The 26,000-nt window shown below is 65.2% G+C and carries 21 protein-coding genes and 2 pseudogenes; 7 read left to right on the top strand and 16 right to left on the bottom strand.

What is annotated here, in order from left to right; genetic code table 11:
- Nucleotides 1-98 precede the first annotated feature (98 nt).
- On the bottom strand, nucleotides 99-1,637 hold the full coding sequence (locus tag F791_RS0110955) for an AAA family ATPase (protein WP_018174173.1): 1,539 nt from the start codon (nucleotides 1,635-1,637) through the stop codon (nucleotides 99-101).
- A gap of 199 nt (nucleotides 1,638-1,836) precedes the next feature.
- Between F791_RS0110955 and F791_RS0110960 the strand changes: the two genes are divergently transcribed.
- The 3 genes from F791_RS0110960 (at nucleotide 1,837) to F791_RS0110970 (ending at nucleotide 5,320) form a co-directional block, all read left to right on the top strand.
- Complete coding sequence (locus tag F791_RS0110960) at nucleotides 1,837-2,847, top strand: TIGR00341 family protein (protein WP_018137802.1); 1,011 nt, start codon at nucleotides 1,837-1,839, stop codon at nucleotides 2,845-2,847.
- Nucleotides 2,848-3,083: 236 nt separating this feature from the next.
- Nucleotides 3,084-4,535: a diguanylate cyclase gene (locus tag F791_RS0110965; protein WP_018994892.1), complete on the top strand. Its 1,452-nt coding sequence runs from the start codon at nucleotides 3,084-3,086 to the stop codon at nucleotides 4,533-4,535.
- Nucleotides 4,536-5,113: 578 nt separating this feature from the next.
- The gene (locus F791_RS0110970; RefSeq protein WP_018649446.1) at nucleotides 5,114-5,320 is read left to right on the top strand and encodes a cold-shock protein; all 207 of its coding nucleotides are present in this window, start codon (nucleotides 5,114-5,116) and stop codon (nucleotides 5,318-5,320) included.
- 598 nt (nucleotides 5,321-5,918) lie between these two features.
- On the opposite strand, the gene F791_RS0110975 is transcribed toward F791_RS0110970, so the two are convergent.
- From F791_RS0110975 to F791_RS0110990, 5 genes and pseudogenes are all read right to left on the bottom strand, one after another.
- The gene (locus F791_RS0110975; RefSeq protein WP_019592592.1) at nucleotides 5,919-8,591 is read right to left on the bottom strand and encodes an AMP-binding protein; all 2,673 of its coding nucleotides are present in this window, start codon (nucleotides 8,589-8,591) and stop codon (nucleotides 5,919-5,921) included.
- A 392-nt stretch (nucleotides 8,592-8,983) separates the two neighbouring features.
- A complete protein-coding gene (locus F791_RS0110980; protein ID WP_019592593.1) occupies nucleotides 8,984-9,700 on the bottom strand; it encodes a nuclease-related domain-containing protein in 717 nt (238 codons plus the stop codon).
- A gap of 24 nt (nucleotides 9,701-9,724) precedes the next feature.
- Nucleotides 9,725-9,808, bottom strand: a pseudogene (locus tag F791_RS13705) (DUF2442 domain-containing protein); the annotation flags it as partial.
- A gap of 121 nt (nucleotides 9,809-9,929) precedes the next feature.
- Nucleotides 9,930-12,098, bottom strand: a complete 2,169-nt coding sequence (gene ftsH / locus F791_RS0110985) for an ATP-dependent zinc metalloprotease FtsH (RefSeq protein WP_019592594.1) — start codon at nucleotides 12,096-12,098, stop codon at nucleotides 9,930-9,932.
- An 82-nt stretch (nucleotides 12,099-12,180) separates the two neighbouring features.
- A complete protein-coding gene (locus tag F791_RS0110990; RefSeq protein WP_019592595.1) occupies nucleotides 12,181-13,917 on the bottom strand; it encodes an HAD hydrolase family protein in 1,737 nt (578 codons plus the stop codon).
- A gap of 465 nt (nucleotides 13,918-14,382) precedes the next feature.
- Between F791_RS0110990 and F791_RS13835 the strand changes: the two genes are divergently transcribed.
- Both F791_RS13835 and F791_RS0110995 read left to right on the top strand, forming a co-directional pair.
- The gene (locus F791_RS13835) at nucleotides 14,383-14,529 is read left to right on the top strand and encodes a diguanylate cyclase domain-containing protein (RefSeq protein ID WP_255349512.1); all 147 of its coding nucleotides are present in this window, start codon (nucleotides 14,383-14,385) and stop codon (nucleotides 14,527-14,529) included.
- A 157-nt stretch (nucleotides 14,530-14,686) separates the two neighbouring features.
- Entirely contained in the window at nucleotides 14,687-16,042 is a 1,356-nt protein-coding gene (locus F791_RS0110995; protein WP_018994888.1) for an MFS transporter, read from the top strand.
- Nucleotides 16,043-16,052: 10 nt separating this feature from the next.
- On the opposite strand, the gene F791_RS0111000 is transcribed toward F791_RS0110995, so the two are convergent.
- A complete protein-coding gene (locus F791_RS0111000; protein WP_018137811.1) occupies nucleotides 16,053-16,385 on the bottom strand; it encodes an antibiotic biosynthesis monooxygenase in 333 nt (110 codons plus the stop codon).
- A 58-nt stretch (nucleotides 16,386-16,443) separates the two neighbouring features.
- On the bottom strand, nucleotides 16,444-16,764 hold the full coding sequence (locus F791_RS0111005) for a hypothetical protein (RefSeq protein WP_019592596.1): 321 nt from the start codon (nucleotides 16,762-16,764) through the stop codon (nucleotides 16,444-16,446).
- A gap of 385 nt (nucleotides 16,765-17,149) precedes the next feature.
- Between F791_RS0111005 and F791_RS0111010 the strand changes: the two genes are divergently transcribed.
- Together F791_RS0111010 and F791_RS0111015 are read left to right on the top strand one after the other, a co-directional pair.
- Nucleotides 17,150-18,619 carry an amidohydrolase family protein gene (locus F791_RS0111010; protein ID WP_019592597.1) on the top strand — a complete coding sequence of 490 codons (1,470 nt, stop codon included), beginning with the start codon at nucleotides 17,150-17,152 and terminating at the stop codon, nucleotides 18,617-18,619.
- An 84-nt stretch (nucleotides 18,620-18,703) separates the two neighbouring features.
- Nucleotides 18,704-19,180 (top strand): YqhA family protein, encoded by a 477-nt coding sequence (locus F791_RS0111015; protein ID WP_018649441.1) that lies wholly within the window; start codon nucleotides 18,704-18,706, stop codon nucleotides 19,178-19,180.
- Between the two features lie 98 nt (nucleotides 19,181-19,278).
- Here the strand turns inward: F791_RS0111015 and F791_RS0111020 are convergent, their stop codons facing one another.
- From F791_RS0111020 to F791_RS13715, 8 genes and pseudogenes are all read right to left on the bottom strand, one after another.
- Entirely contained in the window at nucleotides 19,279-21,276 is a 1,998-nt protein-coding gene (locus F791_RS0111020; protein ID WP_026333030.1) for a S9 family peptidase, read from the bottom strand.
- Between the two features lie 236 nt (nucleotides 21,277-21,512).
- Nucleotides 21,513-21,611: pseudogene (locus F791_RS13710) on the bottom strand (topoisomerase DNA-binding C4 zinc finger domain-containing protein); the annotation flags it as partial.
- 199 nt (nucleotides 21,612-21,810) lie between these two features.
- Nucleotides 21,811-22,590, bottom strand: a complete 780-nt coding sequence (locus F791_RS0111025) for a nuclease-related domain-containing protein (protein ID WP_018994882.1) — start codon at nucleotides 22,588-22,590, stop codon at nucleotides 21,811-21,813.
- Nucleotides 22,591-22,769: 179 nt separating this feature from the next.
- Nucleotides 22,770-23,420 (bottom strand): hypothetical protein, encoded by a 651-nt coding sequence (locus F791_RS0111030; protein ID WP_018994881.1) that lies wholly within the window; start codon nucleotides 23,418-23,420, stop codon nucleotides 22,770-22,772.
- A 178-nt stretch (nucleotides 23,421-23,598) separates the two neighbouring features.
- Nucleotides 23,599-23,856, bottom strand: coding sequence for a DUF2442 domain-containing protein (locus F791_RS0111035; protein WP_019592599.1), 258 nt, complete (start codon nucleotides 23,854-23,856; stop codon nucleotides 23,599-23,601).
- Nucleotides 23,828-24,001 (bottom strand): DUF4160 domain-containing protein, encoded by a 174-nt coding sequence (locus F791_RS13840; protein WP_369771628.1) that lies wholly within the window; start codon nucleotides 23,999-24,001, stop codon nucleotides 23,828-23,830. The genes F791_RS0111035 and F791_RS13840 overlap by 29 nt, the downstream gene beginning before the upstream one ends.
- Nucleotides 24,002-24,100: 99 nt before the next feature.
- Nucleotides 24,101-25,126, bottom strand: a complete 1,026-nt coding sequence (locus F791_RS0111040) for a transposase (RefSeq protein ID WP_019592600.1) — start codon at nucleotides 25,124-25,126, stop codon at nucleotides 24,101-24,103.
- Between the two features lie 169 nt (nucleotides 25,127-25,295).
- Nucleotides 25,296-25,997, bottom strand: coding sequence for a hypothetical protein (locus F791_RS13715; protein WP_156000537.1), 702 nt, complete (start codon nucleotides 25,995-25,997; stop codon nucleotides 25,296-25,298).
- Between the last annotated feature and the right edge of the window lie 3 nt (nucleotides 25,998-26,000).

The raw sequence follows: 26,000 nt of genomic DNA on the forward strand, positions 1-26,000 counted from the left end.
GCCGGCCGGCCCTGTGAAACGCCCGTCCGCCTCGATTCCCGGCCCCACCGCGGACCCCGCGCGGTCTACCCCATCCATCCTCTGTGACCGCTACTGACTCAATGCTCCTGCCGTGGCGCCTTCGGCGCACTGGAGGCTGCGCTCCCCGCCTCCGTCCTGGAGGCATTGATCGCACGCTGGAACACCCAGCTCTTGATCTCGCGGATCTGCTCCACCATCGTCCGCGACAGCGGCACGGTGTTGATCACGTTGCGGATCACGTCGCGCTGGTTGAACACCCGCCCCTCCTGATAGGCATCGATGCGCGCCGACTTCACCGCCTGCTCGATCTCCGCCCCGCTCCAGTCCTCGGTGCTGGCGGCCATGTAGTTCAGATTGAACTCCTCGATATTGCCGCCGTAGCGCTCAACATGAATCCGCAGGATCTCCTTGCGCTCTTCCGCCTGCGGCAGGTCCAGGAAAAACAGCTGGTCGAACCGGCCCTTGCGCATCAGCTCGGCCGGGAGCTGATGGATGCGGTTCGCGGTCGCCGCCACGAACACGCGGGGCGACTTCTCCTGCAGCCAGGTTAGAAAGCTCGAAAAAATGTTCACGTTACCGGCGCTGCCCGGTGCCTGGCTGTCGAAGCCAAAGGCGTTCTCCAGCTCGTCCACCCACAGCACCATCGGCGCAATCTCCTCTGCAATCCGCGTCGCCCGGGCAAAGGCATACTCCGGCGTGCCAAAGCTGCCGGACAGCACCAGGCTCATGTCCAGGCGCACCAGCGGCAGGCCCCAGGCGGTCGCGATCGCCTTCGCCGCCATGCTCTTGCCGCAGCCGCTGACCCCCATGAACAGCACGCCGGCCGGGAGTGGCACGTTGTCGCGCCAGGCCTTCTCGGTAAAGAGGTCCGCGCGCGTGCGCACCCACTCCTTCAGGTTCTCCAGCCCGCCGATGTCGTCCAGCGAGCGCTGCGGCGGGTAGAACTGCAGGCAGCTCTCCTTGCGCAGGATCTGGCCCTTTTCCTCCTGGATTTCGGCCAGCATCTCGGCCTCGCCCATCGGCTTGCCGCCAAACAGCCGCGCACTCAAGTGCCCGACCTCGTTCAGCGACAGCCCGCGCATCCCGGCCGCCACGCGAAACAACTGCTCGCGCGGGACCCCGGACGCGCCGCTCGCGGCCTCCAGCTGCTCCAGCACCTCCTCCTCCGACGGCAGGTCAACCTCGATCAGGAAGACCTCCTTCTTCAGGATCTCCGGCAGCTTCAGCAGCGGACAGCTGAGAAACACCACGTCGCGGCTGTTCTTCAACCGGTAGTACAGGTCGCGCACCCCGCGGACCAGCGCCGGGTTGCCCTCGAACCCGGTGGGCAGATCCTTCAGCAGCACCATGCGCGGGCCTTCGGTGCGCCCCTTCGCCACACGTGCCACCGCCTCCAGCGGATCGGTCGTCAGGGCGTCGGGGGCATCGCTGTCGAACCCTGTACCCGCGGACCACACTTCCAGGTGCCCGTCCTCGCCGTAGTACGAACGCGCGACCGCCCGCAGCAGCCGCTCCATGCGGTCCTCGTCCCACCCTTGCAGGTAGAACACCGGATAGTGCGACTTGAGCCCGCGCAGGATCTTGCGCGCCGTCTGATTCTGAAGCGCCGTTGCCATTCACTCCCTCCGTTCCCAACACCGGCTCCTGCCTGCGAATGCCACAGACCCGTGACGCCCATGTTGTCGACTTCCCCGATCCGGGTCCACGCATAGTTTGAGCGATGCTGCGTACCCCGTTCGCGCATGCCCCCGGTTCTCTTGCCGCGCCCGGCAGCTCCAGCCCCCCTGCTATGATGCCGGAAGCAAAGGGGGGCCCATGAGTAGCAAGATCATTGAAGTCGTCGGCCCGGCCGGGCATCTGGATACCGTACTGGGAATCGCCGACGGGCTGGCCATCGATGTCCTCTGGCACGGGGTGGACGAAAACCGTGACCGCATGGCCGTGCACATGCTGGTCAGCACGGATTACCGCCAGCGCCTGCTGGACGACCTCTATCGTGTGCTGGGCGCGGTCGAGACCGCGCGCATCCTGGTCCTGCCGGTGGAGGCGGTCCTGCCCGACCCGTTGCAGGACTCCACTGCCGACGATAAGGATGCTGCACGCACCGGCAAGAAGGCCCGCGCCATCTCGCGTGAAGAGCTCTATACCAACGTGGCCGGGGGCGCCGACCTCACCGGCCAGTTCGTCCTGTTGACGGTGCTGTCCACCATCGTCGCGGCCATTGGTCTGCTGGAGGACAACGTGGCCGTGGTGATTGGCGCGATGGTTATCGCTCCGCTGCTGGGTCCCAACCTGGCACTGGCGCTCGGGACCTCCATGGCCGACACGCGGCTGATCGGACGCTCCCTGCGCACGAACGTGGTGGGACTCGGCGGGGCCATCCTGATCGGGATCCTGCTCGCCACTGTCATGTCGGTGGACGTCGGCGCGCGCGAACTGCAAATGCGCACCCAAGTCGGTCTCGACTCGGTCGCTCTCGCCCTTGCGTCCGGAGCCGCCGCAGTGCTGTCGCTCACCACCGGCCTGCCCACGGTTCTGGTCGGCGTGATGGTGGCCGTCGCCCTCCTGCCGCCGGCTGCTACCGTTGGCATCATGCTCGGCTCCGGCGAGTTCTCCGCCGCCTACATGGCCTTCCTGCTACTGGCGGTCAACGTGGTGTGCGTAAACCTGTCGGCCAAGCTCGTGTTTCTCTATCAGGGCGTGCGCCCGCGCGGACGCGCTCAGCGGGAGGCCGCTGCGCAGAGCATGGCCGGCTATCTGCTGCTTTGGGCCGTCACCCTCGCCCTGCTGGTGTTCCTGATCCTGGAAGCCGACATCACACTGTAGGCCGCTCCAGCCTCATCGGGATCTGAAACACGATAACCCGCTGCATTCAAAGTCTTTATTCAGAACCAACGCCTCCAAAGGGGGAGGCATTGGTCGTCCTTTTCTGGGTGCGCCCGCCCGTTTCATGCCTGCCCTGCTACAACCTTGCTTCTGGTTTAACTCATGCTTGCCCCGACCGGACTTTCTGGCATTCTGACAACATGGAGCGTGATCACTCGCCTGGCCAGGGGGCATCGATGGCGTATGAAGATCAGGACCCGTTCAACGCGCTGATCGTCGACAACGCAGCGGTCTGGATCAATTCACTGGATGTGGACGGCCGCATCACCTTCTGGAATCGTGCGGCCGAACAGATCAGCGGCTACTCCCGCGAGGAGGTGCTGGGGCACGACCGCGTGTGGGAATGGCTATATCCCGATCCCAACTACCGCGAGGCGGTCTTTGCCCGCGCGTGCCAAATCATGGAGCGGGGCCAGGGCCTGCAAGGGTTCGAGAGCACGATCCGCACCCGCACCGGCGAGGACCGCACCCTGGAGTGGCACTCCGAGCAGCTGTTTGCCGCGGACGGGCAATTGCTTGGAGCAAGCGCGGTCGCCGTCGACATCAGCGACCGCCGCCGGCTGGAGGCGGCCCACGATCGGCAGTATCGCCTGCAAGGCATGATCGCCGAGATCTCCGCCGCACTGATCAACATCACGGCCGGAGACGTCGACCGGGTGATGGAAGAGAGCCTGGCCCGACTGGGAGTCTTCTTCGGCCTCGGGCGCGCCTACGTGTTTCGCTTCGACCTCCCCGCCCATCAGATGAGTCTGGTCAACGAATGGTGCGCCCGCGGCGTACAGCCCTACCGGGAGCACCTTCAGGCGATTCCTCTGCAAGAACATAACTGGGTCACCTCACAGGTCCTCGCAAGAAAGGTCGTGCACGTGCCAGACGTCGACGAACTGCCGGCGGAGGCGGCGGTGGAACAGGAGGAATTCCGCCGCGAGCAGATCCGCTCCCTGCTGCTGATCCCGCTGGTCAGCGACCAGAACGCCTTCGGCATGCTCGGGTTCGATGCCGTAGAGGCGCCGCATTGCTGGACCGACGACCAGATCACCGCGCTGCGGCTCGTCGCCGACATGATCGCCGGCACCCTGGCACGCAAGCAGGTGGAGCAGGAACTGGCCCGCCAGGCGCGCGTGGACGGGCTGACCGGCCTCGCCAACCGACGCGAGTTCGACCACCAGCTCGAGCGGGAATGCGCTGCCCGGCGCGAACGCTCCCTCTCGCTGCTGATGATCGATATCGACCACTTCAAGCCGTACAACGACGCCTTCGGCCACCAGGCCGGGGATGACTGCCTGCGGGCAGTCGCCGACGTCATCCGCTCGGTACTGAACCGCCCCGCCGATGTCGGCGCCCGCTACGGTGGCGAGGAATTCGCCTGCGTATTGGCCGACACCAACCCCGAGGGCGGGCTGCGGGTCGCCGAACGCATCCGCGAGGCGGTGTACGGGCTCGACCTGAAACAACCCGACACCGACGAAGGACGCGTCACCATCAGTATTGGCGTGTGCAGCGTACACACCCGGTGGCCCGTGGAGCCCAGGGCCCTGCTGCGCCAGGCGGATGAGGCGCTCTACCGCGCCAAACGCGCCGGCCGCAACCGGGTCGAGACACTGACGCTACCCGAGGCCTCCTGGTAGCGCGGGCACGCCCCTCGCCGGGCGGCTCGCTCAGCTCGCGAAGGTTCGCATCGGGGTCGCCCCAGGTGCCGCGCACATGACCCGAGCGCAGCCACCGCTCGATAGGCGGCAAGTCGTAACTCGTGACCGCGTGAAGCCCGACATTCATGACAACTCCCCCGCAATACTCGGCCAATTGGAGCTGTCCGGATTGTTCGGCTCCAGGGCTCCACAGGCGCCGGGACCATGACTTCAGCGGAACGCCCGTTCTCCTTGCCACGTCCTGCAACTCGGGCATCTTCTTGGCGCAATCATGGGTGCCCCCTTCGTCGCCCTTCTTCGGTTCGTAAATCATGCGACTGCGCGGGCGTTCCGGATCCAGGCGTAATCGCCCCGCTTCCCGCGCGAACTGCTATAAAACAAGCAAGGGCGACATCCCGCCCCACCCGCGCCAGCAGTCGCGCTGACTGGCAGGCCCTTGCCCTACTCTCGCGGCACAGGGACTGCCGCCAGACAGACACTGCAGCGCAGCACCGTGTCGACGGACTCGGCCGGAAATGCCTGTCCGCATCGACTCCAATCGCAAGGAGCAGGACAGAATGGCTACCGGTACAGTGAAATGGTTCAGTGACGAAAAGGGCTTCGGTTTCATCACCCCCTCGGATGGTTCCAAGGACGTATTCGTGCATCACAGCAATATCCAGGGCAGCGGCTTCAAGACCCTCGCCGAGGGACAGAAAGTCTCCTACGAGGTAGAACAAGGCCCGAAGGGCCCGAGCGCGACCAACGTGATGCCCGAAGCGTAGGCACCAGTTTCTGCAAACGCCCAGAAAACAAGGCGTAAAGGGCCAGCTCCTCCGCGCGTAGAGGCAATCGGGCCTGGCCCCGAACAGGGCAGCCCGGGAGAACGCCTCAGCAGGTCATCGGTGTCCGGGTCGTGTCCTGAGCAAGCAGCGTTTCCCTGGACACCATGCGTGGCCGTTTTTAAGGCACGAGCCCGTGCCATCGGCCGCGACCACGGCATGCTCGACTAACGGGGACAAAAATCTGGTCCGGCATCCCGCCCGGTTTCCTCCTCGTCCTGCGCGCCGTGCTAAAACTCCTGGGTGCCCTCTTCCTGGGCATCGCTCCGACCCATTCAATGTCTGAAAGCGGCGCCACCGGACGGCCCAAGCGACCTACAGCCACCCCTGCCCCAGCCACACGCGCAGGAGCCCAGCCGCCCTGGACGATGCGGCGCCGGGCACACCACTCAGCGAGCCAAGTCATGGGTGCCCCCTACTTCGCCATCTCCCTTCTCGACTGGGTTCCCGAGATTCTCCCAACGTTACCGTGGTCCGACCCCGTCATTAATGCGTGTGGCACGAGATGCCCCCTTGGCACGGCCTCGCCGCGTGCGCGCCCCTACCGATTGTCTTCGGCCGCGGGCTCCCCTCCCAGCTCCCCGAGTGCGGCCTGAAGGGTCTGCACGATCTCGCGCTCATTCTGGCCGCAGGCATCGACCGAAATCGGCTCGCCAATGATCACGCGCACCCTCTTGCCAGGCCGCGGGAAGATCCGACCCGGGGCCATCACCTCGCGTGTACCCTCAATCCATATCGGCACCACCGGCACGGGCTGTGCTGCGGCCACCAGCCCGATGCCGGGCCGCAGGCGCTGGAGACTGCCGTCCGGGGAACGCTGCCCTTCCGGAAACCAGACCAGGCTGTGGCCGCGCCGCACAGTCGCGGCGGCCTGCAGGAGACTGCGCCGCGGTGCCGCGGCGGGATCGACCGGCAGAATTCGCGCGACGCGGCTGAACGCGCGGGAGAACCGGTTGGAAAACAGATAGGCCTCCAGGCCCGCCCAGTACAGCGCTTCCAGGTGTCGCGTGCTGAACGCCGGCAGCAACGCCAGCGGGTCCACGAAGCTCAGATGGCGCGGTGCAAGGATATGGGGACCCGCATCCGGATCGGGGAGTCGGCCCCGCACCTCCACGCGCATCAACAATCGGCTCAGCAGCCGCGCACCTCCCAGGAGCAGACGCCCGGCCACCCGGCCGGCCGTCCCCGGCGGCTCCAGAGCACTCTGCTGAGCAGGATCGAGCAAAGACTCGGGATCCTGGAGCTGCTGCTTGAGCTCCCCTCGCCCTTCCTTCGCCTCCGCGGCTCCGGCCGCCTCCTTCAGCAGGTCGCGCACCGTCTCCACGCGCTCGATCGCCGAATCGTCGAGGTCGATGCCCGCGCGGTCCTCCAGCGCAAGCGTCAGATCCACCCAGTTGAGCGAATCGATCCCGAGTTCGTCCGCCAGCATGCTGTCCGGCGTCAGACGCAGGTCATGAAACCGTTCGGCAAGATAGGCCCATGTCTGCTCCGCTGCAGGATCCGACAGCAGCTGCTGGTCTTCCGGCGCCCAGGATTCGGGCGAAACCGGCTCCGGCAGCGCCTCGGAGACCGTGTCCTCCCGGCCCAGCTCCTCGAACAACTCTTCCAGCTTGTGCCGACGCAGCTTGCCCAGGCGCGTGCGCGGCAACGGGTCGAGCGCAACGCGCACCGTGCCCGGGCGATGATGGCTTGGCAGTTCCTTCGCCGCCCGGTTCACCGCCTCCCTCAGGCGCTTCTCGAGATCGTCGCCGGTCACCTCGCGCAGCAGACCCGATTCGGGCACAACGACAGCGGCCAGGCGATCTTCGTGCGCCAGAATACCGGCCTCGCGTACGTCCTTGATCGTCTTCAATGCATCTTCCACCCGTTCCGGATCAACGTTCTCGCCGCCCGAGAGGACGATCATCGAAGATTCCCGCCCGAGCAGGTGCAGGTAACCGTCATCGTCGATCTCGCCGGTATCGCCGGTGCGGAACCAGGCGTCTTCCTCCAGGACCTCCTGGGTCTTGTCCGGCAGGTTCAGGTAGCCGGAGAACACGTTCGGCCCGCGCGCCATCACCTCGCCACGCCCGTCGCCAGACTGCGAATCGTCGATCTTGAGCTCGACTCCGGGCAACGGCAGACCGGCGGCCTCGATTTTGAGCCGATCCGGCGGGTTGTAGGTCAGGATCGGGGAGGTCTCGCTGAGGCCGTAGCCGGTCGCCACCTCCCAGCCCAGCGCCTGCAGGTTGCGCGCCAGCTCCGGATCGAGCGCCGACCCGCCAGCGACGACCAGCCGCAGGCGCGGGGCCAGGCGACTGTGCAGGCCCTTCAGCAGCCTCCGGCCGAGGTTGAGACCGAGCCGGCGGCGCGCCAGCCTGGAGACACCGATGATCCGCCGGAACACGAACGCCGCCAGCCCGCCGCGCCCCGCGACCCGATCTTCCAGGGCCTGCCACACGGCCTCGTACAACCGCGGCACCCCAAGCATCACCGTGGCCTCGCCCTCGCGAAGCGCGCGCACGATCTGCGGACCCACCAGCGAGAACGGCACGATGATGGTCGCGCCCAGGGTCAGCGGAATCAGGATGCCCACGGTAAACGGATACACATGGTGAAACGGCAGGGGCACCAGAACCCGATCGCGATCGTCCGCGAGTTCCTGGCCGCACAACGCCTCCACGTTGCTGCTCAGGTTGGCATGCGTCAGCGGGACCCCCTTCGGCGGCCCCGTGGTGCCGGAGGTATAGAAGATCGCCGCGATATCATCCGGGCCCGCAACCGGGTCTGCCGGCGCCTTCGCGAGAAGCCCCTCCCAGGCATCCGCAGCATCGGCGTCCGCATCGAACCGGTAGATGCGTACCTCGCCAAGGGCCTCGGGGAGCCGGTCCCTGAGCTTCGTGGTGGTAAAGATGAAACGCGGTGCGGAATCCGAAATCGCGTGGTCCAGGTCCTCGCGCGGCATCTGAGTATCCAGGGGCACCAGGACCGCCCCGGCATTCATCACGCCCAGGGCCGACACCACCCACTCGGCGCTGTTGGGAGCCAGGATCAGGACCCGGTCGCCCTGCTCGACTCCGGCCTGCTGCAGCCCGGCCGCCAGGCGCCCCGCCCGTTCGAGCAGTTCCCCCCGAGCGAGGGCATCGGAGCCATCGCGGCTCATGGAGACGACTGCGTCGTGGTCCTCGCGAACGGAACGGGAAGACAGCAGTTCCCCGATGGTTTGCGCACTCATCCTGAACTCCCCTGTACCGGAGCCGGCTCCCCCCGCCAGGCCGTGAGGCGGCGGCACGGTAGCCTCGCCAGCAGGGCCTCGCGGTGTCCATCACTGCATCGTCGAGGCATGATTCGCCGTCTCTGTCATCCCCTCGAGTCTGGGAGCATAGAACACAGAGGAGGATCCCGAGTTTCACAATCCCCGTTCTGGCCGGGCTGACGAGTGCGCCAGGTCCTCAAGGCCCCCGCGCCTTGATGACGCCGCAGAACAAGAAATCATGGATGTCCCCTTCTGCCCGCCACCGAACAGAAGATTCGTCCACTCATGCAGGAACTCGTCACCGGCGAACCGGCCGAGGAATAACCGCCCGCGCGGGACCGGCCGGCCCTGTCCGGGGCACGCCCCCGCCTTCATCCCTTCAGCGCCGCGATGGCCCGAACCGTGTTCTCCTTCACCGGGCGCGGGCGCTCGGGGCGGAAGCTGCGGATGTACTCCACCAGCTCCGGCCCCGTCAGCACCGGCACCGACAGCTCGCCCGCACGCCCAAGCGACACCTCCGGGTGCGTGAACAGCACGATCGGCTGGATCCAGCGCTTGGCCTTGCGGCCCTTCAGGTACTCGCTCAGTAGCCACACCTGCTTCTTCACCTGCCGCACCGGGTTGCGCATCTGCTTGGTGTAGCGGCTGCCGCGCCGCCCGGTCTTGCTCACCGTCCATCGCGAAGCCTGCTCGTCGCAGTCGATGGCCCCGCTGTTGTGCTTCACCTCGATCACGAACAGCGCCTCCGGCCCCACCACCACCAGATCCGCCTCCGCCACGCCGGTACGCGAGCGTTCATCCGGCAAATCCACCTGGTTGAAGACCGTGAACGAGTCGGGAAGCTCCGCCAGGTACTCCAGCGCCGCATCTTCGCCCCGCGCACCCGCCTCGATGACCGCGCTGCCGCCAACCAGGCCCACCAGCACGACCACCCCTGCCAGTGTGATCAGGCCCACCAGCGGATGCACGAAGAACCCACCGAGCGCGACCGGCAACCCCAGGAGCAGTACCAGGTTGCGCCCGCGCCTCTGGATCGCCTTCGACTCCTCAGTCAGACGGTTTGCGGTGACGTAGCGAGTGTCTGCCATTAGCGTTGGGGTGTTGAGGACTTAAGGTTCGGGAGTTCGACGGCCATCCATCAGACCATGCTCGGTGAAATCCACAGACGCAACACGCTCATCCGCGTTCGTGGCCAAAGAACCTCATTCCAGGCCTCCAACAGCCCCGGCTGCCGACCCTCGAAAACTTGCCGAATCCGCCACGATTCGTGCTCCGCTCTCTCAGGATCGTGCTTGCACGGGGTCGGGGTTGCCTGTCTCAGGGGGTGCCAGAGACTCCGGTGTTGCCGGACTTTTCGGCTGCGGGCTGCCCCGGCCCGTACTGGTCGACGATCGCCTCGATCTCCTTGCGGGTCAGGGTCTCGCGCTCTTCCAGTGCGCGGGCGAGGGCATCCAGGGCGTCGCGGTGATGTTCCAGCGTGGCGCGGGCGTTGCCCTCAATCTCCTCCAGCAGGTCGCGCACCTCTTCGTCAATCAACGCCGCGGTGGTCTCGCTGTGTTCGCGCGGGCGCGCGATCTCACGCCCGAGGAACACATGCTCCTCGCTCTGCGGCAGCGACACCGGCCCGACGCGCTTGCTCATGCCCCAGTGCGCCACCATCCGCCGCGCCAGCTGGGTCGCCTGACGCAGATCGTTCTCCGCCCCGCTGCTGACCTCGCCGAACACCAGCGACTCCGCCAGCCGCCCGCCGAACATCACGCCGATCCTGTCGCGCAGATAGGACTCGTTGTAGGTGTGGCGTTCCTCGTCCGGCACCTGCGAGGTCACGCCCAGGGCGAACCCGCGCGGGATTACCGTGACCTTCTCCAGGGTGTCGGCATGCGGTAGCAGATACGCCAGCAGCGCATGCCCGGATTCGTGATAGGCGATCACGTGGCGCTCGCGCTCGGAGATCTTCTCCTCGCGCTTCTCGCCCAGCATGATGCGGTCGCGAGCATCGAAGAAACAGGCGCGATCCACCTGCTTCAGCCGGCGCCGCCCCGCTAACAGCGCCGCCTCGTTGACCAGGTTGGCAAGCTCCGCGCCGGAAAAGCCGATGGTCGAGGCAGCAACCTGGTCGAGATCGACGTCGTCCGCCAGCGGCACCTTCCGGGTATGCACGCCGAGAATCGACCGGCGCGCCTCGCGGTGCGGGTTTTCGAGGGTGATCTTGCGGTCGAAACGCCCGGGGCGCAGCAGCGCGGCATCGAGCACGTCCGGGCGGTTGGTGGCGGCCAGCACCACCACCGACTCCTCGTGCTCGAAGCCGTCCATCTCCGACAGGATCTGGTTCAGGGTCTGCTCGCGCTCGTCGTGTCCGCCGCCGACGCCGGCCCCGCGCGAGCGGCCGATCGCATCCAGCTCGTCGATGAAGATCACTGACGGCGCGTTCTCCTTGGCCTGGCGGAACAGATCGCGCACGCGCGAGGCGCCGACGCCGACGAACATCTCGATGAACTCCGACCCGGTCACGGTGAAGAACGGCACCCCGGCCTCCCCGGCCACCGCGCGCGCCATCAGCGTCTTGCCGGTGCCCGGCGGCCCCATCATCAGGATGCCGCGCGGGATAGTGGCCCCCAGCTCCTTGAAGCGGTCCGGCTCCTTGAGGAAGTCGATCACCTCCTGCACCTCGCGCTTGGCGTTGTCGCAGCCGGCCACGTCGTCCATGCGCACGCGACTCTTCTGCGGCTCCACTCGCCGCGCGATGGACTTGCCGAACTGCAGCGGGCCGCCGCCCACACCTGACATCGCCCGTTGTTGCATGCGAGACCAGAACCACACCAGCAGTCCAAGCAACAGCAGCAAAGGGAGAAAACCCACCAGCAGTGCCTGCCACCATGGCGGGTCCGCGGCCTCAGCCGAGATCTCCACCCCGCGGTCTTCCAGCTTGCGCAGCAGCTCCTCGCCGGTCAGCTCCGGGGTGAAGGTACGGAAGTGCCCGGGATCGTCGATGCCCAGGTCCTGGCGCCCGACCACAGTCAGCGTGCCCTGCACCTCGTGGCCGCGCATCTTCACCTCGTGCACCTGACCCTGGTCCACCGCGCGCACGAACTCGCTGTAGGTGAGTTCCGCTCGGTCCGGCTCCTGCACCAGCGTCAGGAGCTGGAACAGCACCAGTACGCTGATCGCGATCCACAGCACGAACAGCCACTGTGGCCGCCCACCCTTGTCGCCCGGCCCGTCCGGTTCGCGCCCACCCGGGCCGGGACCGAGGTCGGGGCCGCGACGCGGTGGCATGCCGCCAGGCGAGTCGCCGGGTCGCTCCCCGCGCGGCGGCTCGGGCGAGCCTCGGTCTTCCCGGTCGCGGTCTTCCGAGTCGCGATCGTCCCCGCCGGGGTGTCTCGGCTCCTGGTCCTCCTGGTCCTCCTGGTCCTCCTGGTCCTCCTGGTCCTCCTGGTCCTCCTGGTCCTCCCGGTCACGATCTCCGTTGGAACGATGGTCAGTCATCTCGTCCCTAGGGGGCGGACTCGCGAGAACGTCGGAGAGGATCATCAGTGTTCGTTGCATGTCCCGCGCACCCGGCATTCCCTTAAGCCTCATGCCTGAATGCATAGCGCGACTGGACGGCCTCGATGATGGCTTCATGGATGTCGGCTATGCGCCCCGCCCGATAGGCGTCCTCCAACTGACGGATTCGGGCGGCCAGGGGCCGATCTCCGAACACCCCCTCGATCCAGTTCGAAAAGTCGCGGCGCTGCAGGTGGCCATGGAACCGCTTGGGCTCCATCCACGCCAGCGTGTCCACAAACTCCTTAAGCGTATGGGCGCGCTGGCCTGACGGGTGGCCGTCTGTCGAAAACACAAACGCGTGATGCGCGGCCACCGGGACATCGATGTACTTCATGCGATGGCGGACGTGGGGTGTCAGGCGCTCGGCCAGACGCATGATCCGCAGCCGGCCTTCGGCCTCCTCTGGCCCCGGCAGGAGGGCGACCTCATTGACCGCCAACCCCGCCAGGAGGCTCTTCCATTCCTCCAGATCCACCGATACCCGGGCGGCCCTTGCCAGGGCGGCCACTTCCTCAGGATCGGTCGCCCTCGAGACCAGCATGACGTCGGCCACCTGCAGGACATCGGGGTGCAGCTGTGATGCCCGATAGGTCACCATCGTGCAGCCTCCCGCCCCCACGTCCAGCAGCGACATGGCCTGCGGGTCGCAAAGAAAATAATGCGCCTCATCGACCAGTACCCGATGCGGCAGCCCGGTACGGTGGCGCACCACTTTGATCTCCGGAAGAATGTCTCTGAGGTAATCGAGCTTTTCCAGATGGGAAAGCTGCGACAGGTTAAGGATGACGCTGCGGTCCGGATACCGCAGCAACCGCGTCAGCTCATGCGGCTTGGGCGGCGGATCATCGCCGCCGGTCATCAGCACCCGGGGCAGCCCCTCCAGGCCGGCATAATCGCCTTCAGGGTCAACGATGCACAGACTGTAGCCATGCAGGATCAGCTGCTCGCACACCAGACCGGCCACCCATGACTTTCCGGATCTCGGATCTCCGCTGATAACCACGTTCCGACCCGACACCGCCAGCGACACGTCATTGCCGCCACGCGTCGTTCCCAACACCAGTCTTCGACGGGGATAGCCCGAGCGGAGCGTGTCCGGCCCCTCCAGAATTGCATCGATGTAGTCGGCCACCGCGGCCGGCCCTTTGCCCGGCAACACCTCGTCGGCGATCGACTGGAGCGCGGCACTGCCCCACTCGACCGCCACTCCGACCTCGGCGCTGCGAAGCAACTCATGATCGTTCTCCGCGTCGCCGATCGCCAGGACGTTATGAGGAGAGAGGCGAAAGGCCTCAAGGGCGACCGCAAATCCCGTGGCCTTGCTGATCGCCTGGGGCAGGATCATCATGCGCCCGCGATTGAACAGGATCGCCAGCGGTAGCTCGAGCCGCCGGATCAGTTCCAGGGCCTCGGGGGCAGCGGACGCGGCGGCCTCCACCACAACCTCGCCGCACTTGAACTCGACGCTGCGCTCACTCAATCCATCGAGAAACGCCGGCGGCGGCGGTTCGTGCAAGGCCGTCGAGCGCCCGCTCCGGGGAAAGGTGATTACTGCGCCGTTTTCACCGACGACCGCTTCGGCGAAGGTGAGATCGCCAGCTAAATGCCGCAGCTCACCAATAATCCGCCCAGTAACGATCAACACCACCAGGCCAGCCGAACGCGCACGCTCCAGCGCCCCGCGCACGGCAGGGTTCAGCCGCCCGTCCTCGGCGATCGTCCCATCGTAATCCAGGGCCAGGGCTTTGAGTTTCATGGGGTTGCGGAACCATAGACCGAATCCGAGGGAACACCCGCCTGACAGACGCATGCAAACGAGAACGGAGAGATCGGAAACGACCGACTCATCTCTTCATCCCTCGGTACCCCGAACACATGGGAGGGAGGCATTCGTGCCTCGTCATTATGTTTCCAATGTAGACGATGCCGCGCTTCAGTGCCGGTCCGGGCCGGTGATCCTGCCCCCCATGTTCACCGCTTGGGACGGACCAGGGAGAGGGGCGTCGATGTCCCCTTCTTGTCTGGATAGATCCCTTGCGCCCGGCCGCGTACGGCCCAGCGGAAATCGGAAACAGCACCGTGCCGCGCAGCGGAAACGAAACAAAACATGGGTGTCCCCTTCTTCCGGCACGGCACGGGTCCCTGAGATGCCGAACAGCTGCGCTCGCGCTTCGAACGCGAGCCCCTCCCCGACGACGGCTCGGGGCACCCCCCTGTCCCCCTGACCGTCTCGATCGGCATCGCGAGCCAGATCCCAGAGAGCCCGGAAGCGCTGGACACGCTGCTGACCCGGGCCGACGATGCCATGAGCACCGCCAAGCGTCATGGCCGCAACAAGGTCGTCCTGGCACCATCACAACGATACTGACCGCCCATTGAGTACGCCCTGCACCCGCCCGGCTCGTAACATCAAGAAATTCTAGTTGCCCCCTACCCTAGGTGGTTCCCCGGCCTGGCTCGGCTTGTCGGCCGGCCCGGGGCTGGCACAAACTGCCTGTATCGCCCGCCCATCGAGACCCGACGCGTTGGCCCGCCTGCTCATCCCCATCGTCGCCCTGCTCGCCTCCGTCACCATCCTGGTGATGGGCAGCGGCCTCATGGGGACGCTAGTCAGCACACGCCTGAGCCTCGAAGCCATCGACCCCCAGCTCAAGGGGCTCATCATGTCCGCCTACTACATCGGGCTGGTCATCGGAGCCCAGCAGGGCGACTGGGTAATACGGCGCACCGGCCACATCCGCGCCTTCGCGATCTTCGCGGCGATCGCCACCGTCGCGATCCTCCTCCTGGGCCTCCATGTTGACGTCTGGGCCTGGTTCGCTCTGCGCGTGGTGATCGGGTTCTGTCTCGCAGGCGCCTACCTGGTGGTCGAAAGCTGGCTCCATGCCCGCACGGAGAACCGAACGCGCGGTCGAGTCTTTTCGGTCTACCAGTTTCTCGCCTACCTGGGGCTGGCCGCCGGCCAGCCCCTGCTCAACCTCTACGAACCCGTCAGCACCGAACTCTTCATGGTCGTGGCGGCACTGTTTGCCCTCTGCCTGGTGCCAGTGGCCCTGACACGCACAGGGATGCCGCAGGACACCCCTGGCCACAAGCGCATGAAGTTGCGCCAGGTGGTGACCGCCTCGCCCCTGGCGGCAACGGTCTGCGTCGCCGCCGGACTGGTCAGCGGCGCCGCCTTCACGCTGACGCCAGTCTTCGCCCTGCGCATGGGCCTCGACATCGCTGGGGTATCGCTGGTCATGACCAGCCTGATTCTCGGTGGAGTGGTGCTCCAGTGGCCGATCGGCTACTTCTCGGATCGCTTCGGCCGCCGGACGCTGATGATCGTGGTCGGTGGTGGCGTGGCACTGATATCGCTCGCGCTCGTCGCCACCATCGGCGCTGTCCCGCTCTGGGCCATACTCACACTTACAGGGGTGTTCGGCGGGCTCGCGTTCACCCTTTACCCGCTGGCCGTCTCCCACGCCAACGATGTCCTCCAGCCCAACGACTTCGTGGCAGTGACCGCGGCCCTGCTCTTCCTCTGGGGCCTGGGGGCCGTCGCGGGCCCGATCCTCGGCGGGTGGGCCATCGCCTTGCTGGGCGGGCCCGGGCTGCTGGCCTACATGGCCACCATCGGCGCGCTGGTCGCACTGATCGCATTGCTGCTCAGGCGCGACACGGCCGAGGCCCGAGAGCCCTTCCGCACCCTCACCCGCACCACCCCGGTGATCCACCATCTCGACCCGCGGGCGCTGCCCCAGACCGAAGGCGAGGCCGAGGAGGAAGCTCGTACGCAAGCGTCAGACAACCCGCCGCCGAAGGGCCCACACGGTCACTCACCTTCTTCGACAGAACAGCGGGGACAGGGCGGTTTTGGTGGCACGGGACCTCCCTGAGGCCGAAGACTCAGCAGATACTCGTGTCATCCATTGCGGGTGGGTCGACGCACCATTCGGCGTCCTCGAACTCGCCGATGACCCGCACATCCACGCAAGCCGCCTGCTCTGCAATGATGCGGCGCACGTGGTCCGGCTGGTCCGCCTCCATCGCATCGCGCTGGTCCTTCGAGTCCCAGTGCGCGATGGCCAGCAGTACGTGCGGATCGCCAATCTTCCGGTGCAATCGGGTGCCACGAGCACCTGGGGCCTGCTGGATGATCCGGCTGGCCCGCACCCAGGCATCCGCATACTCCTCGGCGGTACAGCCGGGCCGGAGATGGATCTCGAACACAAAGATCATCCGCCCCTCTCCGCAGTCAGCAAGGCCATGCGGTCGCAGCGATGCGTTACCGGACGGGTCAGTCGTGGAAGATGATGCGCGCGCCGGCGGGGTCGATATCGACGCGACAACTCGCGTACTCGCAGGCGTCCGCAATGTCGTTCAGCTTGGGCATGTCGTTGAGCTCGGCCAACTTCCGCACCAGGCCTCCACCCTCGCAGCCGCGCTGCATTCCGCTGTCCGGGTCCGTCTTGCACCCAAATTCGCTGCCATCCACCGACCAGTCCATACCCGCTGGCATCATCAAAACCACCGGCTCCTCGTGCATCACCTGGAATTTCACCCGTCCCGCGTTCCGTCCGTCCTGCCAGTCCACGGTCGGGATGTTATCGCTGGCCATGAGGTCACTCCTTCCCGGTATCCCGGGCGGTCTTTCGGCCTTCCCTGTGACGCTAGACGGCTTGCCGACAATGCTCAAGCAACGACGCCCCGTTATTGGGCCTCGCGAGCTCATATCGAGACGAAATCACGGCTGTCCTCTTTTCTTCCTTTTCTTCGCGCAGGCGGTCCGTCCTTCACCCCCCGCGCACGTTCACCAATAGCCCGGTCCCGCCAGTAGACGAACGCCCAAACAGGGGTATGCTGCAAGCATGCCCCCGGCCGTCGCCCGCAATCGGCGGCGCCCGGGATTCATGTACCCGCAAGGCACCGGGGCACATCCCGCACTACCCGGCAGCGTGCGCCGAGTCCAGCCGCCAGGTGCCGTCACCAGGAGCCACACCATCATGGGCATGGCCTGTTGTGCACCGCACGGCGCGAACGCCGGCATCAACCCCTGCCATTGTGGCGCGGCCCACACCCAGGCAGCCTTCCGGCGCATCGAGGCCGACCTGAACCGGCGCCAGTTCCTCGGCGGTGTCGCCGCCGTACTGGGCATGTTCGCGGGCTTCGGCCTCGCCCCGCGCGAGCTCAAGGCCGGCGCGCCCGGGCAGCCGCTGCTGCTCACCCACCTGCGGCTGTTCGACGGCGAGACCCTCTCGCTGCGCGAGGACGTGGACATCCTGATCGAGGACGGCCGCATCGCCGCGCTGCCCCGGCGCGGCGAGGGCCCAACCGGTGCGCGCGCAATCGACTGCGGCGGGCGCGCGGTCATCCCCGGCCTGATCGACGCCCACTGGCACAGCACGCTGGTCGGGGTCAGCCAGATGACCGCCATGACCGCGGACATCGGCTTCCTGCACCTGATGGCCGGGCGCGAGGCCGGCGCGACCCTGATGCGCGGCTTCACCACCGTGCGCGATCTCGGCGGCCCGGCCTTTGGCCTGAAGATGGCCATCGACCGCGGCGCGGTGGCCGGCCCGCGCATCTTCCCCTGCGGCGCGATGATCTCCCAGACCTCCGGGCACGGCGATTTTCGCCAGCGCCACGAATTGCCGCGCATGCCCGGCACCCCGCCGAGTTACATCGAGAGCAGCGGCGTCGCCGCGATTGCGGACGGCGTGGACGAGGTGCTGCGGCGCACCCGGGAACAGCTGATGCAAGGCGCCAGCCAGATCAAGATCATGGCCGGGGGCGGCGTCTCCAGCCTGTACGACCCGCTGGACACCGCTCAGTACCTGGAAGAGGAGATGCATGCCGCCGTGCGCGCCGCTGCCGACTGGGGCACCTACGTGTGCGCCCATGTCTACACGCCGCAGGGCATCCAGCGCGCAATCCGCGCCGGGGTGCGCTCCATCGAGCACGGCCAGCTGGCCGACGAGGAGACGGTGCGCATGATGGCGGACGCCAACGTGTGGTGGAGCATCCAGCCCTTCCTGGACGACGAGGACGCCAACCCGAAAACGGACCCCGTCTCCCGGGCCAAACAGCTCCAGGTGAGCGCGGGCACCGAGCAAGCCTTCGAACTGGGCCGCCAGTATGGCGTGCCCATGGCCTTCGGGACCGACATCCTGTTCAGCCCCGAGGGCGCCGCCAGCCAGGGCCGCCAGCTGGCCAAGCTGACCCGCTTCATGCCCCCGCTGGAGGCCCTGCACATGGCCACCGGCGCGGCCGGCCAACTGCTCGCCCTGTCCGGCGACCGCGCCCCCTACCCCGGCCGCCTCGGCGTGATCGCCGAAGGGGCCCTGGCCGACCTGCTCGTGGTCGATGCCGACCCGGCGGCCGGGCTGGACTGGCTGGATGCACCCGACGACCACCTGCACCTGATCATGAAGGGCGGCGCCATCGTCCGGAACAAACTGGACCGCGCTGAATAGATCAATATCCTTCGGTCTGCCTGAAAGTCGATTCTCCGGTGCACCACCAATCGCCCATGGAGGCATGCACGAATGATGGAAAGAATGTTCACCAGCAGCCGGCTGCTGGTACTGGTGACGGTCGTGGTCAGCACCATTGCGGCTCTCCTGCTGTATGCCGCCAACGTATTCATTGTGTTCAATATCTTGGTCGATTTTGTCCAGCAGGTGCCCAGCACGGTCGATGAGGGCAAGAGCCTGGCGGTGAGGTTCCTCAAGGTCCTCGACATGCTGCTGATCGCCGTGACCTTCCAGATCATCGCGGTCGGCTTGTTCCGGCTGTTCATCAACCCGGATTCCCGCGGAAAAAGCAGCTTGCTCTCCGTGTTGGAGATCCGGCATTTCCATGACCTCAAAGTCACGATCATTCAGGTCGCGATCGTGATTCTGGTGGTGCTTTTCCTGGAGCAGGCAGTAGAGGTTGGCGCATCTCTGGAAACGCTCTACTACGGCCTCGCCATCGCGGTGATCATCGCCAGCGCCGTGTTTGCGTTCCGTAACATGACCCATGGCGGGGACTGACTCACCCAGCGCTTTAACCGTGCAGGGAAAATTATGGGTGTCCTCTTCTCTCCATGGGTGTCCTATTCTCTCCCGCAATCAATACCTGGCACTGCGGATCACGGTTCATGGCGCTTAAACCACTCGAGGATGAGTTCCAGGCGCTTGACCAGATTCACCGGGGTGCCGTCCCGGGACAGGTTGTGGCCTTCGCCATCGAATACGGCCAGCTCGGTCTCCACGTCGTTGTTGAGCAGCGCGTAGAACCACTCCTGGCCCTGTCCGATCGGTGTGATCCGGTCATCGCTAGAATGGATGATCAGCGTCGGCGTATTCACCTGGTCGGCGTACTTGAGCGGTGAACGTCCCCAGTAGTAGTCGTAGTTCGCCCAGATCGTGCCGCCAAACTCGGCATTCATCCGTGCCGGCACGTAGTCCTGAGTGCCAGCCTCGGAGATCCAGTTGGAGACACTGCGCTGGGTGACCGCCGCGCGGAAGCGATCGGTCTGCGTCGTGATCCAGTTGGTCAGGAAGCCGCCATGGCTGCCGCCGGTCAGAAACAGGCGCTCCTCGTCGATCCAGTCGAAGCGCTCCAGCGCCGCGTCCAGGGCCCGCATGTTGTCGCGATAGTCGACTCCACCGTAGTCCTGGTACACCGAGGCCTGGAACTCGTGGCCATAGCCGGTCGACCCCCGATAGTTGGTGAACAGCATCGCGTAGCCCGCGCCCGCGATCATCTGAAACTCGTGGAACCAGCGATGACCCCACATATGCGCCGGGCCGCCACGAATGTTCAGTACCAGTGGCCAGTCATCGCCGGCGTCGAATCCTTTGGGCCGCAGCAGGAACGCATCGACCGTACGGCCGTCCTCGACCTCGTAGCTGAAGCGTTCCAGCTCGGCCCGGTAACGCGACTCCAGCAGGGCGTCGTTGAACCCCGTCAGGCGGCGCGACTCGACCCCGTCGCTGTCGGCGACGTGCACCTCCGGCATCCGGGTCTCGTCTTCGACCAGCAGGGCCAGAGACCCGCCGTCGGCGGCAAAGTCGATATCGCCGAGAGCGGCTTCGTCACCGAGGACCACCTCGCTGTCACCATCGGCTTCCAAGCGCATCAGTGGGCGGCTGCCGCGGAAGTCCGCCCATACCAGGGGACGATCGAACCCCTCGGGCCACCAGGCCTGCGTGACGGAGAACTCCATGCCATCGTGCAGTACCTTGTGGTCGTCGTTGCCGATCCCGATGCGGTGCAGTTCCACGGGACGAAAGCGGTCGGACTGATAGAGGAAGGCGACCTGGCGCCCGTCGGGCGAGAACAGTGGGTCGGTGGCACGCCCGTCGGGCGCGGCCAGCTTGCGTTCCTCACGGTTTTCAAGGTCGAGAAGGTAGATGTCCTGATTGAAGCTGCCGTCGTACTCGCCGCCGCTGCGATCGGCATTGAACGCCAGGAAGCGGCCATCCGGTGAAACCGTCGGGTTGTTGTAGTTCCACTCAGGGTCTCCTGCCAGACGCTCGAGCTCGCCGCTTGCCGAATCCAGCAACCACAAGCTGCGGCGGCTCTCATCCAGCCAACCCTGTGACTCACGACGGCTGAGCGCGCGCGAGTAGACCTTCACATCCGCCTGCGGTGCGTCATCCCCCTGCTCTTGCTGCGCAGGATCTTCGACGGCCGGGTCGATGGTCAGGGTGACGACCAGGTGCTGACCATCGGGCCGCCAGGCAAACTCCGAGATACTGCCCTGTTGAATCTCGGTGATGGCATGGGCTTCACCACCGTCAACAGGCATCAGATGGATCTGGGCGTCCTCGTCGACGGTCCTCAGAAAGGCCATTTGCCGCCCATCGGGAGAAAAACGGGGACGCCGATCGGAATCACCCTGGGTGAACTGCCGTGCCGATTCCGAGCCATCGGCCGGCACCACCCAGATGTTTGATTCCCGATTGCGGCGTTCATCGTCCACGTGACTACGCACGAAGGCGACGCGGGTAGCATCCGGCGAAAGCCGAGGGTCGCTCGTGAACACGAAATCATAATAGTCAGCGGGGACCATCGGCTCCGGCGACTCCGCCCATACCGCCGACGTGCCAAAGAGAACGATCAGCAACAATGTTCGGGCCATGGAACCCTCGAAGGACAAGGAATGCGCCCGAGTTTGCCGCAACGACTCATGGGTGTCCTCTTCTTCTGTCAGCCCACATGGACCAGGTGGACCGGCGCATCGGCTGCCGTTTCGACCCCACACTGCTGCGCGCACGGGACGAATGGGGGCACGTGCCGTACTGACACGGCCAGGAAGTACCGGGTGTCCGCTTTTCGTTCCCAGCCGGGGCTCCGATCAACCGTCCCCGCTTGGCTCTACTGCAAGGCCCTTGTCTCGCGACACGCCGGGTATTGCGAACAGCCCCAGAACTCCTGGCCGACCCGGGTTCCCTTGCGCGCCTTGCGCCGCACCATGGCAACGACTCATGGGTGGCCTCTTCTTCTGTCAGCCCACATGGACCAGGTGGACCGGCGCATCGGCTGCCGTTTCGACCCCACACTGCTGCGCGCACGGGACGAATGGGGGCACGTGCCGTACTGACACGGCCAGGAAGTACCGGGTGTCCGCTTTTCGTTCCCAGCCGGGGCTCCGATCAACCGTCCCCGCTTGGCTCTACTGCAAGGCCCTTGTCTCGCGACACGCCGGGTATTGCGAACAGCCCCAGAACTCCTGGCCGACCCGGGTTCCCTTGCGCGCCTTGCGCCGCACCATGGTACTGCCGCATTTCGGGCAGTCCGGGGTAACCGGCGCCGCGTGTCGCTCACGCAAACCCTCCACGTGTGCCCTGCGCGTCTGCCGCGAACGCTCGAGTCCGCAATTCTCCAGCGTTGCGAGCATGGCGTGGACCTCGTCTTCGCTCCACACCTCATCCTGGAATGAGCGGATGTAGCTCACCAGCCCCAGGCCATGAATCACGTTGTCCGGCATCCGTGTCTTAAAGGTGCTGCCACCGACGAAAACCACTACCGAGTGAATCTGCTCCGGGTCTACCCCCAGCGCCTCGGCTACCGCGCGTTCATGGCGATAGTTCTGGCGCAATGGATTCTGGAAACGGAACGACCGGCGGTAGATCTTCTGTGTCCACTGGGCCTGACGCTCACTCCCGAAGATCCAGCCCCGCATATTCTTCGTCTCGATGACGAACACCCCGAACCGCGACACCAGCACATGATCGATCTGCGTGGTCCCGTCCGCGGTCTGAAGCATAACGTCGTGAACCACGCGGCCCGACTTGCCGTCCAGGCCAACCGCCAGAATCAGACGAACCCACAGCTCGCCAAGCCAGCCCTTCACCTTCGGGAACCGAGCAACTGCAACCAGCGCCGCAAGCATCCAGGCCCACCAGAATTGCAGAGCCCCGTTTATGAAGGCTGCCCCCAGATCGATATCCATCCCGCCCTCCTTTCCGTTCCCGGGAGCCCGCATCGCCGGCTGAGCGGGGTCAGGATATGCCGTTGATATCAGTTAAGCGAGCGGGATCGGTCGCACCTCGGGGCAACCCACCGGCACTAAGCTCTTCACGGGTTTCACCCCGGAGCGGATCGAGATCGTCTTTGTGCCTTCGCAACGAATCAGAGGCGTGGGTTCCGGCGGCCCAGGCTCCCCGAATCTCGCGCCTTGGAGGACGGGCCGAACACCGTGGCGAGAATTATCCGCGTGGAGATCGCGATCAGCACCACCCCCAAAAGCAACATGCCATCGACCACCCAGCCGTTTTCGAACCACGGCAGGATCGGATCCGAGTTTCCGAGTCGTTCTGCCAAGCCGAGTCCCAGCAACATCGCTCCGGGCGTATGCACCATGAAGGCAAGCCGCATCGCCCGCGCCCGACCATCCTGTCCCGGGGCCACATCGTTTCCATGCCCCGAATCGGACTCGTGCCCAGCGCCATCAGACTCCTGCCCCGCCACGTCGGTCACCGAAGGGTCCCGCTTCGGGTTCACATTCATCTCCTGCGTTGGCGATACGGACGGGTATCGCCGCAGGAACATCCGACCAAAACCGGCGGGAACGACCACAAACCCCAGAAACAAGACCGTCAGCGCCAGCCCCATCGACGGGTCGCCACCGGCGATAGCCCAGCCTGCAAAGAGCACGACAACGGGCAGAATCAGCGTTGCGAGGGCGTACCGCACCCGAGGCCCCAGTGCGGCCCGCCTGGCCATAAACAGGATTCCCAGTGCGACCAGCACTGCGGGGATATACAAAATCAGTAAAACCATGCGCGCCTCCTTGCGTCGCTTATCACTACTATTGGCCCGAGTCCGATCAGGCCTATTAATCCAGGGACAGAACCCGAGCCCACAACTCCTTCTCTCAGCCAGCCCCGTGATCGATCCGGGGGCGCGTCCTCGCGCAGTGACGAAAAGCCGTGAAAGTCGTCCTCAGGTTTAAAAAGCTTTAACGAGCGGGAGCAGGTGCGCCCCGCAACAGCCCTTCGGTGCTCAGGTCCTCGTCGAGCTCTGGCCAGTGAATCCCGTAGCCGCCGGCGGAGATCTTCCAGATCCGTAACTGCGCGGGCGTTGCGTGCGCAAGGCGTGAGTACCACTCGAGCGGAACCGAGATTCGACGGCCATCCATCAGGCCAACCACCAGGTCATGCTCGGTGAAATCCACCGACGCAACCCGCTCATCCGCGTTCGTGGCCAAAGAACTCATTCCAAGCCTCCAACCGCTCCGGCTGCCGACCCTCGACAACCTCCCGAATCCGCCGCAATTCGTGCGCCGGAAACCCCATATTCCGCGCCAGTGCCACACGGCGCAACCAGAACTTGGCCGAGCACTTTCCGCGGTCCACATGCACATACGGCGGCTCGTCCGGCTAATGGCTGAACCAGTAGAAGCGGTAGGGTCCACTCCTGAACACCGTCACCATCCGCGCCTCCCCTGAAACCGCGCTGGTTCAACGACAGTCGGCTGGCGCCAGAAACATCCGGCCCGATATCCCCACACCCTTGATGCTTCGACGGCCGAGCTGTTTCACCGCCTCGCGAAAACGCTCCACGTGGCCCAGGGCCGCTACATGGTACGACCTCTGCCCCCCTCCGACATGCCGCAGGAAATGCACCGGATCGATCCGCAGACGGTCGAGGATCGGCGGAATGGATTCCGGGATGGCCCCGCGCTTGTCCTCGCGGATCGCACGCCCGGTCCAGTCCACCAGTTCCAGGTAGTCCTCCGTGGTAAAGGCCACCGCATTGGCATGCGGATCATCGCCTTCCCGGCCCAATACAGTCAGGCGAGGCTCGTCCCCCTCACACGCCGGACTTTCATGCTCATGGCCCTTCCGGGCCAGCGCCCGATTACGCTGCTGGATCGAGGTGAAATCGGAGGCCTCGGGCGTATCCGCCATCCCGGCGCGCACCGGGTTCAGATCCACGTAGCTCATGCAGGTCAGCACGGCCGCGTCGTCCAGCAGCGCCTGGCTCTTGTAGCGGCCTTCCCAGAAGCGGCCCTTGCAGCCATCCTCCGCATTCGCCCGCCGCGCCAGGTGTTCGTTCAGGCTGCGCATGAACCAGGACAGGTCCTGCAGCCGACCCCGCCACTCGGCAATCTGCAGCTGCGCCCGCTCGCGCTCCGCCACCGTCTTCGTCTGCCCCTCCCGATAGCGGGCTACCAACACCGGCAACGAGAACAGCCGCTCCCAGCGCTCCATCACCTCGCCTTCGCTCCATGCCGCCGCCCGATCCAAGTCCAGCCGCACCACTAGGTGATAGTGGTTCGACATCACCGCGTACGCGCACACGTCCACCGCGAACACGCCCTGCAACTCGCGCAGGCGCTCCAGCACCCAGCCCCGCCGGTGCTCGTAATTCTTGCCCGAATAGGAATCCTCGCCACACAGGAACGCGCGGCGAACACAGCGACAAATACAGTGGTAATACGGCGTCGTCTCGACCGAGACGAGCTCCTTCCTGGCTCGCGTCATCTCCGGACCCTCCCTGGTCCATGCACTCCCCACAAACCTAGACAGCCCGCGTCAGACCGTCAAGACATCATGGGTGTCCTCTTCTTCTGTGAGACCGTCAAGAAATCATGGGTGTCCTCTACCTCCTTTTTATGGGTGTCCTCTTCTTCCCGGCGCCTCAAGCGCCTAGTTATGAGTCTGGCTGGCAATAACACTCCTCTCTATCTAGATGAAACCAAATAGCGCCGTTCCGCTTATCGGTAATTCTCAACGCAGCATTTTTCATGAGTAGATCGTCAAATCCCGGCTCGTAGACCAGTTTCAGTGGTTCGGTCGAGGTATGCTTGCACTCCCCAAATCCAAATCTGTACTCGCGTTGATATGAATACGAGGAAGATTTGCACCCAACAGACCAGTCATGATGTTCTTCTGAGTATGTCACCCGGCCATAATCAAACGCGCCGTCCTGAAGACCCTCAATCCTTTCCCTGAACGTTCGGACCTTGTTTCTCGGAAGAAATACGTAATCGTTCCCGAACTCTTCTCGGATGCGATTCAAGTTGTCAGTCAGTCGCTTTAATTCGGCATCATCTTGAGGTACATCAAACGCTGTCCAGCAGTGCAGCCACATGTCTTTTCTACCACCCATGTGGACAGTAACGGCCGTTAACCCCTCCAACTTCTTTCCATTCACCTTCAATACGACTTCGTCGTCTCCACGAGCCTCACGAAATGCATGAACACAGGACTCGTGAGGGTCACCGACACCTTCCAGCCCCGAGAGCCTGTATTCTTCCGGCGTATTGCAATAAACCAGCCCACCAATTAGCTGATCCAGATAGTCTTCATTTCGAAAGAACTTCAAAAGACCGACAAACTGCCGCTTACTCATATG

This window comes from Thioalkalivibrio sp. ALRh, assembly GCF_000381425.1.
Lineage (GTDB): Bacteria > Pseudomonadota > Gammaproteobacteria > Ectothiorhodospirales > Ectothiorhodospiraceae > Thioalkalivibrio.

Coding starts and splice junctions, on each gene's coding strand:
- F791_RS0110980 (WP_019592593.1), bottom strand. CDS start 9,700: ATGGCAGACACTCGCTACGTCACCGCAAACCGTCTGACTGAGGAGTCG.
- F791_RS0110970 (WP_018649446.1), top strand. CDS start 5,114: ATGGCTACCGGTACAGTGAAATGGTTCAGTGACGAAAAGGGCTTCGGT.
- F791_RS0111005 (WP_019592596.1), bottom strand. CDS start 16,764: ATGGCCAGCGATAACATCCCGACCGTGGACTGGCAGGACGGACGGAAC.
- ftsH (WP_019592594.1), bottom strand. CDS start 12,098: ATGACTGACCATCGTTCCAACGGAGATCGTGACCGGGAGGACCAGGAG.
- F791_RS0111015 (WP_018649441.1), top strand. CDS start 18,704: ATGTTCACCAGCAGCCGGCTGCTGGTACTGGTGACGGTCGTGGTCAGC.
- F791_RS0111020 (WP_026333030.1), bottom strand. CDS start 21,276: ATGGCCCGAACATTGTTGCTGATCGTTCTCTTTGGCACGTCGGCGGTA.
- F791_RS0110965 (WP_018994892.1), top strand. CDS start 3,084: ATGGCGTATGAAGATCAGGACCCGTTCAACGCGCTGATCGTCGACAAC.
- F791_RS0111025 (WP_018994882.1), bottom strand. CDS start 22,590: ATGGATATCGATCTGGGGGCAGCCTTCATAAACGGGGCTCTGCAATTC.
- F791_RS13715 (WP_156000537.1), bottom strand. CDS start 25,997: ATGAGTAAGCGGCAGTTTGTCGGTCTTTTGAAGTTCTTTCGAAATGAA.
- F791_RS0111000 (WP_018137811.1), bottom strand. CDS start 16,385: ATGATCTTTGTGTTCGAGATCCATCTCCGGCCCGGCTGTACCGCCGAG.
- F791_RS0110975 (WP_019592592.1), bottom strand. CDS start 8,591: ATGAGTGCGCAAACCATCGGGGAACTGCTGTCTTCCCGTTCCGTTCGC.
- F791_RS0111035 (WP_019592599.1), bottom strand. CDS start 23,856: ATGAGTTCTTTGGCCACGAACGCGGATGAGCGGGTTGCGTCGGTGGAT.
- F791_RS0111010 (WP_019592597.1), top strand. CDS start 17,150: ATGGGCATGGCCTGTTGTGCACCGCACGGCGCGAACGCCGGCATCAAC.
- F791_RS0110955 (WP_018174173.1), bottom strand. CDS start 1,637: ATGGCAACGGCGCTTCAGAATCAGACGGCGCGCAAGATCCTGCGCGGG.
- F791_RS0111040 (WP_019592600.1), bottom strand. CDS start 25,126: ATGACGCGAGCCAGGAAGGAGCTCGTCTCGGTCGAGACGACGCCGTAT.
- F791_RS0111030 (WP_018994881.1), bottom strand. CDS start 23,420: ATGGTTTTACTGATTTTGTATATCCCCGCAGTGCTGGTCGCACTGGGA.
- F791_RS0110990 (WP_019592595.1), bottom strand. CDS start 13,917: ATGAAACTCAAAGCCCTGGCCCTGGATTACGATGGGACGATCGCCGAG.
- F791_RS0110960 (WP_018137802.1), top strand. CDS start 1,837: ATGAGTAGCAAGATCATTGAAGTCGTCGGCCCGGCCGGGCATCTGGAT.